Consider the following 7,174-nt stretch of genomic DNA (forward strand, 5'->3'; position numbering starts at 1 on the left):
CGTCCGAGGCCACTTCCGATTGCAGTCCCAAAAGTCCGGCCACCACGCTCAGGTGATTTTTGATGCGGTGGTTGGCCTCGCGCAGGCGCAGCTCGGAGTCCTCGGCCTTGGCCTGGAACGCGACCATGGCGCTTTCGACGCCGAGTTCCAGGCGCTTGCGTTCCAGGGCGATTTCAATGGCCGCCTTGATCTGGCAATTCTGGAAGGGTTTGAGGATGTATCCATACGGATGGGCGGCCCGGGCCCGGGCGATGTGGTCGTCGTCGCCAAAGGCGGTCAGAAGCACCACCGGGATGCTCAGGTTGCGCTGGATGTGCTCGCAGGCCGCGATGCCGTCCAGGCGTCCGGGCATGACGATGTCCATGAGCACCAGGTCGGGATGCCCGCGCGAGGCGAAGTCCACGGCCTCTTCCCCGGCCCCGGCCGACTCCAGCACCCGGTATCCCATGGCCCCCAGCATGTCTTCAAGCTGGGCGGTGATGACCGGCTCGTCGTCCACCACCAAAATGCTGCCCCTCGCCGTCGCGTTCGCTTCCACTCACACACCCCCCGCGACCCCGAATTCCACGGTCACCGCCGTGCCTCCATCACTATCGATTTGCAGACTTCCGCACAACTGTCTTTTAACCGTATCCCGGATCAGTCGCAGCCCGAAGGTCTTGGTCCTGGCCGCGTTCATGCCGTCGGGCAACCCCCGGCCATAATCGCGGATGGAGATGACCGCCCGGCCCTCGGCCCGCCATCCGATGCGGATGTCCACCCGGCCCTGCTCGCCCGGGAGATAGGCGTGCTTGAAGACGTTGCTCAAAAGTTCGTTGAGCAACATGCCGCAGGGGACGGCCTTGTCCAGAGGCAGGGGCACCTCCTCGAGGTCGAACGCAGGCTCGATGCCGTCGGCCTCGTACATATGGGCCAGTTGATGAAACAGCTGGCGACCGTAGGCCGCGATATCGATGCGGCCGATGTTGCCGCTGCGGTACAACTCGGTATGAATGAGCCCCATGCCGTGGATCTTGGCCTGGAGATCCAGGCAGACGGCCCGGGCCTCGGGGTCGCGCATGCGGCGTCCGGCCATGTCCGTCAGGCTGGAGACGATCTGGAGGTTGTTTTTGACACGATGGTGGATTTCCGCCAGCAGGCTCTCCTTTTCCGCCAAGGCCTCGCGCAACCTGGCCTCGGCCTTCTGGCGCTCCTCGATCTCGGCCACGAGCCTGGCGTTGGCCGCCTTGAGTTCGTCCATACGCTCAGCCACCCGCCTCTCCAGCACCCGCCGCCAGCACAACCCCTCAAGGCTCCAAAACTTCTTGAACAAGGCGGACGGCTCCACGGCTTTGATCACAGGGTCCACGACAGACCCGTTTTTCGAGCGATTAACGTTCTTTCGATATCTTCCGTACCGTCTAACTGCAAACTGTGTGCCTTGGCCCGACCCCTGGGGACGGCCCGGGAATGACAACCCCGAACCTTTGGGATAGGTTCCGGACGGCTGGACGATTCCTTTCACCACGTCGGCTCATGCCGCAAGGAGGTTTCCATGAAAACCATCATCGCGTCCCTCGCCCTGGCTTTTCTCGTGGCGGCCGCCGCCCCGCAGGCCCTGGCCCAAAGCAAATACTATTGCGTCAAGCCCGACGGCGCCCCCGTATGCGCCATCCTGGTCACCCCCGGCGCCCGTCACGACCCCAGCGTCCTGTGCAACCTGTCCTGCGCCCCGTGCAACCTGACCTGCTCCGCCATCTTGCGCCTGGGCGACGGGGCCAGGGGAATGGAAGACCAGATTCCCGTGGTCCAGGTGCGGCCCGAGGCCCTCACCGGCCGCGACATGCAAAGCAACATCGAAACCCCGGAATATTGCAACGCCCAGTACCAGAACTGCCTGGCCAACTGCCGCCGCGACCCCCAGTCGTCCGCAAGCGCCACCGCCTTGGGGCAGTGCGAGGCCTATTGCCAAAGCGTGCGCTCGGGCTGCGGCACGGGCAACTCCGGACAGTAACGCCTGTAGTGGCGAGGGCCGCCGCGTCCTGCATCCCGGACACGCGGCGGCCGCTCCCGCCCAAAAGACGCATCCCATGCACCTTATCGGCTCCGTCATCCGGCCCCCCAGCGAGGCCGACAGCATTCTCCTCCAGGTCACCCTGGGCTGCTCCCATAACAAGTGCGCCTTCTGCGGGGCCTACAAGGGCAAACCTTTCCGGGTGGTTCCCGAGGCCGACGTGGAGGCCGCCCTGGACTTCGCCGCGACCTCCTGCCGCCGCCAACGCCGGGTCTTTTTGTGCGACGGCGACGCCATGGTCCTGTCCGTCAACCGCCTGACGCGGCTTCTTGGCCGCATCCGGGAGAAGCTGCCCTTCGTGAATCGGGTCTCGGCCTACGCCAACGCCAGGAGCCTGCGCGCCAAATCCGTGGACGAACTGGCGGGGCTTCGCGGCCTGGGCCTGCATACCCTGTATATGGGGCTGGAATCCGGAGACCAGGACACGCTGTCGGCCATGGGCAAGGCCGACGCCGCCGCCGACATCGTGGCCGCCGGGCAAAAGGTCCGCCAGGCCGGGCTACGCCTGTCGGTCACGGTGCTTCTGGGGCTGGCCGGGATGAAACGCTCCGGCATCCACGCCGAGCGTACGGGCGCGGCCCTGTCCGAGATGGACCCGGACCAGGCGGCGGCCCTGACGCTCATGTTGATCCCCGGCACCCCCCTTCACGCCGACTGGAAGGCCGGACGCTTCGTGCTTCCGGACGCCCAGGGCATGCTCGGCGAGCTGGCCGCGCTTTTGGCCCATACCCATTTGAGCCGGGGACTTTTTCTGGCCAACCACGCCTCCAATTTCCTGCCGCTCAAACTCCGGCTGCCCCGGGACAAGGACACGGCCCTGGCGCTCATCGGCCGCGCCCTGGCCGGGGACGTGCCGCTTCGGCCGGACCACGTCCGCGCCCTGTAGGGCGACGTCCCGGGAGGGGGAACCCTTTTGAAAAAGGGTTCCCCCTCCACCTCCGAAAACTTTTGGCGGCTTCGCCATGCCTCGCGTCACATCTTTGAACGCCGTCCCCCCCCGGGGCCAGGCGGCCAGGGGGCTTCCCTTTTTCCCCGACACCAGGATAGGGTTCGTCCATGTGGGACACGGATGCGGCACGGCGCTACGACGCCTGGTTCACCACCCCCCGGGGGGCCTTCGCCCTGCGCCGGGAGGTGCGCCTGCTCGAGCACATGGCCTCGGGCTGGCCGCGCCGTGGGCAGCGTCTTTTGGAGATCGGCTGCGGCACGGGCATCTTTCTGGACGTCCTGCACCAGGCCGGATTCGACGTGGCCGGGCTGGACAAGTCCCCGGCCATGCTGGAGGCCGCCCGGGCCCGCATGGGCGCCCTGGCCGATCTGCATCTGGGCGACGCGGAGCATCTGCCTTTCGACGACAACGAGTTCGACTTCGCGGTCATTTTGACGGTGCTGGAGTTTTGCCCGGACCCGGGACTGGCCCTGCGCGAGGCCGCCCGGGTGGCCCGCAAGGGGCTGATCATCGGCTTTTTGAACCGCCTGTCCCTGCACTGGCTGCTCACCCGGGGGCTGCCCGGCGGCCGGGGCGGCTCGATCCTGGGGCAGGCCAGATGGTTTCTGCCCTGGGAGATGCGGCGCCTGGCCATGGAACATCTGGGGCGGCGGCCGTATGTCTGCCGCAGCGTGCTCCCCGGCCCCATGGCCACCTGGCGCAACACCCCGCCCTGGCGGCACCTCAATGCGCCGATTCTGCCCCTGCCCCTGGGGGCCTTTTGCGCCGCCCGGGTAGATCTTCTGGGCGACCCCGTCACCACGCCCCTGCATGCGCTCAAGGCCAAGCCAGGCATCGGCTGATCCTGCCGCCGCGTCCCGGCCCCATCCCGACACTGCCTTTTGACAATCGACCCGGTTGCGACTAACATTTTTCTTCTTTTTTGACGGCGTACGCGCCATACCCTCCCAAGCGATCGGAACCCATGGACAAAATTCAAAAAATCAAAGGTTTCGCAGACCTGTTCGCACCGGAAAGCGACGTCTTCTCCCACATCGAACGCACCGCCGCCCGGGTCTTCGCCCTTTACGGCTACCGCGAGGCCCGCATCCCGCTTTTGGAGCGCACCGAGCTTTTCGCCCGGTCCATCGGCGCACAGACCGACGTAGTGCAAAAGGAGATGTACACCTTCCCGGATCGCAAGGGCCGTTCCCTGACGCTTCGGCCCGAGGCCACGGCCGGGCTTTTGCGGGCCTACGTGGAGCAGAAGTGCTTTGCCTCAGAGGGCGTGGCCAAGCTCTTCGCCCACGGCCCCATGTTCCGCTACGAGCGGCCCCAAAAGGGACGCATGCGCCAGTTCCACCAGGTGGACGTGGAGGCCCTGGGCTCCCCGGAACCGGCCCTGGACGCGGAAATGCTCATCATGCTCGACCACTTTCTCACCGATCTGGGCATCACGAACACCGTCACCCAGCTCAATTCCCTGGGCTGCCGCCAGTGCCGCCCCATCTACCTCGACGCCCTGCGGGATTTTTTGCGCGGCATGCACAAGGAAAAGCTGTGCGAGGACTGCCTGCGCCGCAAGCTCATCAATCCCCTGCGCGTCCTCGACTGCAAGGTGACCGGCTGCCGGGAACTGACCCTGGACGCTCCCAAAATCACGGACTACCTGTGCCCCGACTGCCTGGATCACTTCGACGCGGTCAAGGGCCTTTTGGACGCGGCCGGGATGGCCTATGAACTGGCCCCCCGCCTGGTGCGCGGCCTGGACTACTACGTACGCACCACCTTCGAGATCGTCTCCGACGACATCGGGGCCCAGTCCTCCATCGCCGGGGGGGGCCGCTACGACGGGCTGGTGGCCGATCTGGGCGGCCCGGACACCCCGGGCATCGGCTTCGCCTGCGGCATGGAGCGGCTGGCGCTTCTGGTTTCCGGCCTGCCGGACGCAAAACCCGACTTCGACGTGGCCATCCTCGACCCCGCCGCCCTTGAGCCCGCCCTGCTCATGGCCCAGTCCCTGCGCCGCCTGGGATATCGGGGCGAGACGCCGTACCGTCCCGGCAGCGCCAAAAGCGGCCTGCGCCGCGCCGGACGCCTGGGCGCGCGGCTGTGCCTGATCCTGGGCGAGACCGAACTGGTCCAGGGCGTGGTCCAGGTCAAGGATCTGGCCGACGGCGCCCAGTCCGCCGTGCCCATGGACGCCCTGGCCGACTTCTTCGCCGCCCGGATCGGCCGACCGCAAGGGCTGCCAGGCTAAACACCCAACGAACCGCAACCAAACCACAACCAAACCCGCGACCCCGCGACAGACCATACGGAGCATGCACACCATGAGCGACGCCCTCCCCCGTGAAACCGCCCTGCTTGACGACCTGGGCGACTGGCGGCGCACCCATTCCTGCGGCCAGTTGACCAAGGCCGCCATCGGCCAGACCGTGACGCTCATGGGCTGGGCCCAATACCGCCGCGACCACGGCGGGCTGATCTTTATCGACCTGCGCGACCGCAAGGGGCTCACCCAGGTGGTGTTTTCCCCGGACGACGCCCCGGCCGCCCACGACAAGGCCCATGATCTGCGCGTGGAATACGTGCTGGCCATCACAGGCCTGGTGCGCGCCCGGCCCGAGGGCATGGTCAACCCGAGCATGGCCACGGGCGAGATCGAGGTGGTGGTTTCCGACTTCAAGCTTTTGAACACCGCCGCCACCCCGGCCTTCCCCATTGAGGACCGTACCGACGCCGCCGAATCCCTGCGCCTGAAATACCGCTACCTGGACCTGCGCCGCCCCAAGCTGGCGGCCAACTTCCTGGCCCGGCACAAGGCCTCCATGAGCGTGCGCCGGTACCTGGACGGTCTGGGATTTTTGGAGGTCGAAACCCCCATCCTGACCAAAAGCACCCCCGAAGGCGCGCGCGACTTCCTGGTCCCCAGCCGGGTCAACCAGGGCTCGTTCTACGCCCTGCCCCAGTCGCCCCAGCTTTTCAAACAGATGCTCATGATGTCCGGCATGGACCGCTACTACCAGATCGTGCGCTGCTTCCGGGACGAGGATCTGCGCGCCGACCGCCAGCCGGAATTCACCCAGATCGACATTGAAATGTCCTTTGTGGACGAGCCCCAGGTCATGGAGATGGCCGAGGGCATGGTCATGGGCATCTTCCGCGACGCCGCAGGCGTCGAACTGCCCTCGCCCTTCCCGCGCATGACCTACGCCACGGCCATCGCCGACTACGGCCTGGACAAGCCGGACATCCGCTTCGACCTGAAACTGAAAGACGTGACCCATGTGGTGCGTGACTCGGGCTTCCGGGTCTTCGCCAAGGCCGAATTGGTCAAGGGCCTGCGCGTGCCCGGCGGCGGAGAGCTCTCCCGCAAGGAGATCGACGACCTGACGGAATACGTCAAAATCTACGGGGCCCAAGGGCTGGCCTGGATCAAAATCAAGCCCGAGGAGTGGCAGTCGCCCTTCGCCAAGTTCCTCTCCGAGGCCGAGCGCGAGGGCCTGGCCAAGGAACTCTCCCTTGAGGTCGGCGACATCGTGTTCTTCCAGGCCGGCCCGGCGGACATGGTCAACACCGCCCTGGGCTACCTGCGCTTAAAACTCGGCGAACGTTTCCATCTCATCCCCGAGGAGACCTACGCCCCGGTGTGGATCACCGATTTCCCGCTCTTCGAATACGATCCCGAGGCCAAACGCTTCGCGGCCCGACACCATCCCTTCACCTCGGCCGCGCCCGGGCACCTGGACCTCCTGGCCCACTCCCCGGAAAAGGCCCTGGCCCGGGCCTACGACCTGGTCTTAAACGGCTACGAGATCGGCGGCGGCTCCATCCGCATCCACACCCCCGAGGCCCAGCGCCGCATGTTCGCCGCCCTGGGTCTTGACGAGGCCGAGACCTCCGAAAAGTTCGGCTTCTTCCTGCGCGCCCTGGAACATGGCACGCCGCCCCACGGCGGCATTGCCTTCGGCCTGGACCGCATTATCATGCTTCTATGCGGGGCCAAATCCATTCGGGACGTCATCGCCTTCCCCAAGACCCAGAAGGCGGCCTGTCTGTTGACCGACGCCCCCAATACCGTGGCCCCCAACCAGTTGCGTGAATTGGGCATCAAGACCCGCAAGAAGGAAGAATAAAGCCGTAGGCCGCGAACTTCTCCATGGTGTCGAAGATCTCGTTGGCGGTCTTGT

Annotated in this window: 7 protein-coding genes; 5 read left to right on the forward strand and 2 right to left on the reverse strand. The window is 66.1% G+C overall.

Annotated elements, in window-relative coordinates; genetic code table 11:
- Both V3572_RS02290 and V3572_RS02295 read right to left on the reverse strand, forming a co-directional pair.
- The coding region (locus V3572_RS02290) for a response regulator (RefSeq protein WP_332109350.1) at window positions 1-538 on the reverse strand (538 nt) is incomplete at its 3' end.
- Window positions 539-1,312, reverse strand: a complete 774-nt coding sequence (locus V3572_RS02295; protein WP_332109351.1) for a sensor histidine kinase — start codon at window positions 1,310-1,312, stop codon at window positions 539-541. It abuts the gene before it with no gap.
- 222 nt (window positions 1,313-1,534) lie between these two features.
- Here V3572_RS02295 and V3572_RS02300 point away from each other — a divergent pair, with 222 nt between their 5' ends.
- The 5 genes from V3572_RS02300 (at window position 1,535) to aspS (ending at window position 7,120) form a co-directional block, all read left to right on the forward strand.
- Window positions 1,535-1,993 carry a hypothetical protein gene (locus tag V3572_RS02300; protein ID WP_332109352.1) on the forward strand — a complete coding sequence of 153 codons (459 nt, stop codon included), beginning with the start codon at window positions 1,535-1,537 and terminating at the stop codon, window positions 1,991-1,993.
- Window positions 1,994-2,069: 76 nt separating this feature from the next.
- Window positions 2,070-2,939: a radical SAM protein gene (locus tag V3572_RS02305; protein WP_332109353.1), complete on the forward strand. Its 870-nt coding sequence runs from the start codon at window positions 2,070-2,072 to the stop codon at window positions 2,937-2,939.
- Window positions 2,940-3,109: 170 nt separating this feature from the next.
- The gene (locus tag V3572_RS02310) at window positions 3,110-3,844 is read left to right on the forward strand and encodes a class I SAM-dependent methyltransferase (RefSeq protein ID WP_332109354.1); all 735 of its coding nucleotides are present in this window, start codon (window positions 3,110-3,112) and stop codon (window positions 3,842-3,844) included.
- A gap of 122 nt (window positions 3,845-3,966) precedes the next feature.
- A complete protein-coding gene (gene hisS, locus V3572_RS02315) occupies window positions 3,967-5,241 on the forward strand; it encodes a histidine--tRNA ligase (protein WP_332109355.1) in 1,275 nt (424 codons plus the stop codon).
- 73 nt (window positions 5,242-5,314) lie between these two features.
- On the forward strand, window positions 5,315-7,120 hold the full coding sequence (gene aspS / locus V3572_RS02320; RefSeq protein ID WP_332109356.1) for an aspartate--tRNA ligase: 1,806 nt from the start codon (window positions 5,315-5,317) through the stop codon (window positions 7,118-7,120).
- Window positions 7,121-7,174: the final 54 nt, after the last annotated feature.

The organism is Desulfolutivibrio sp. (genome assembly GCF_036584575.1).
Taxonomy (GTDB): Bacteria; Desulfobacterota; Desulfovibrionia; order Desulfovibrionales; family Desulfovibrionaceae; genus Desulfolutivibrio.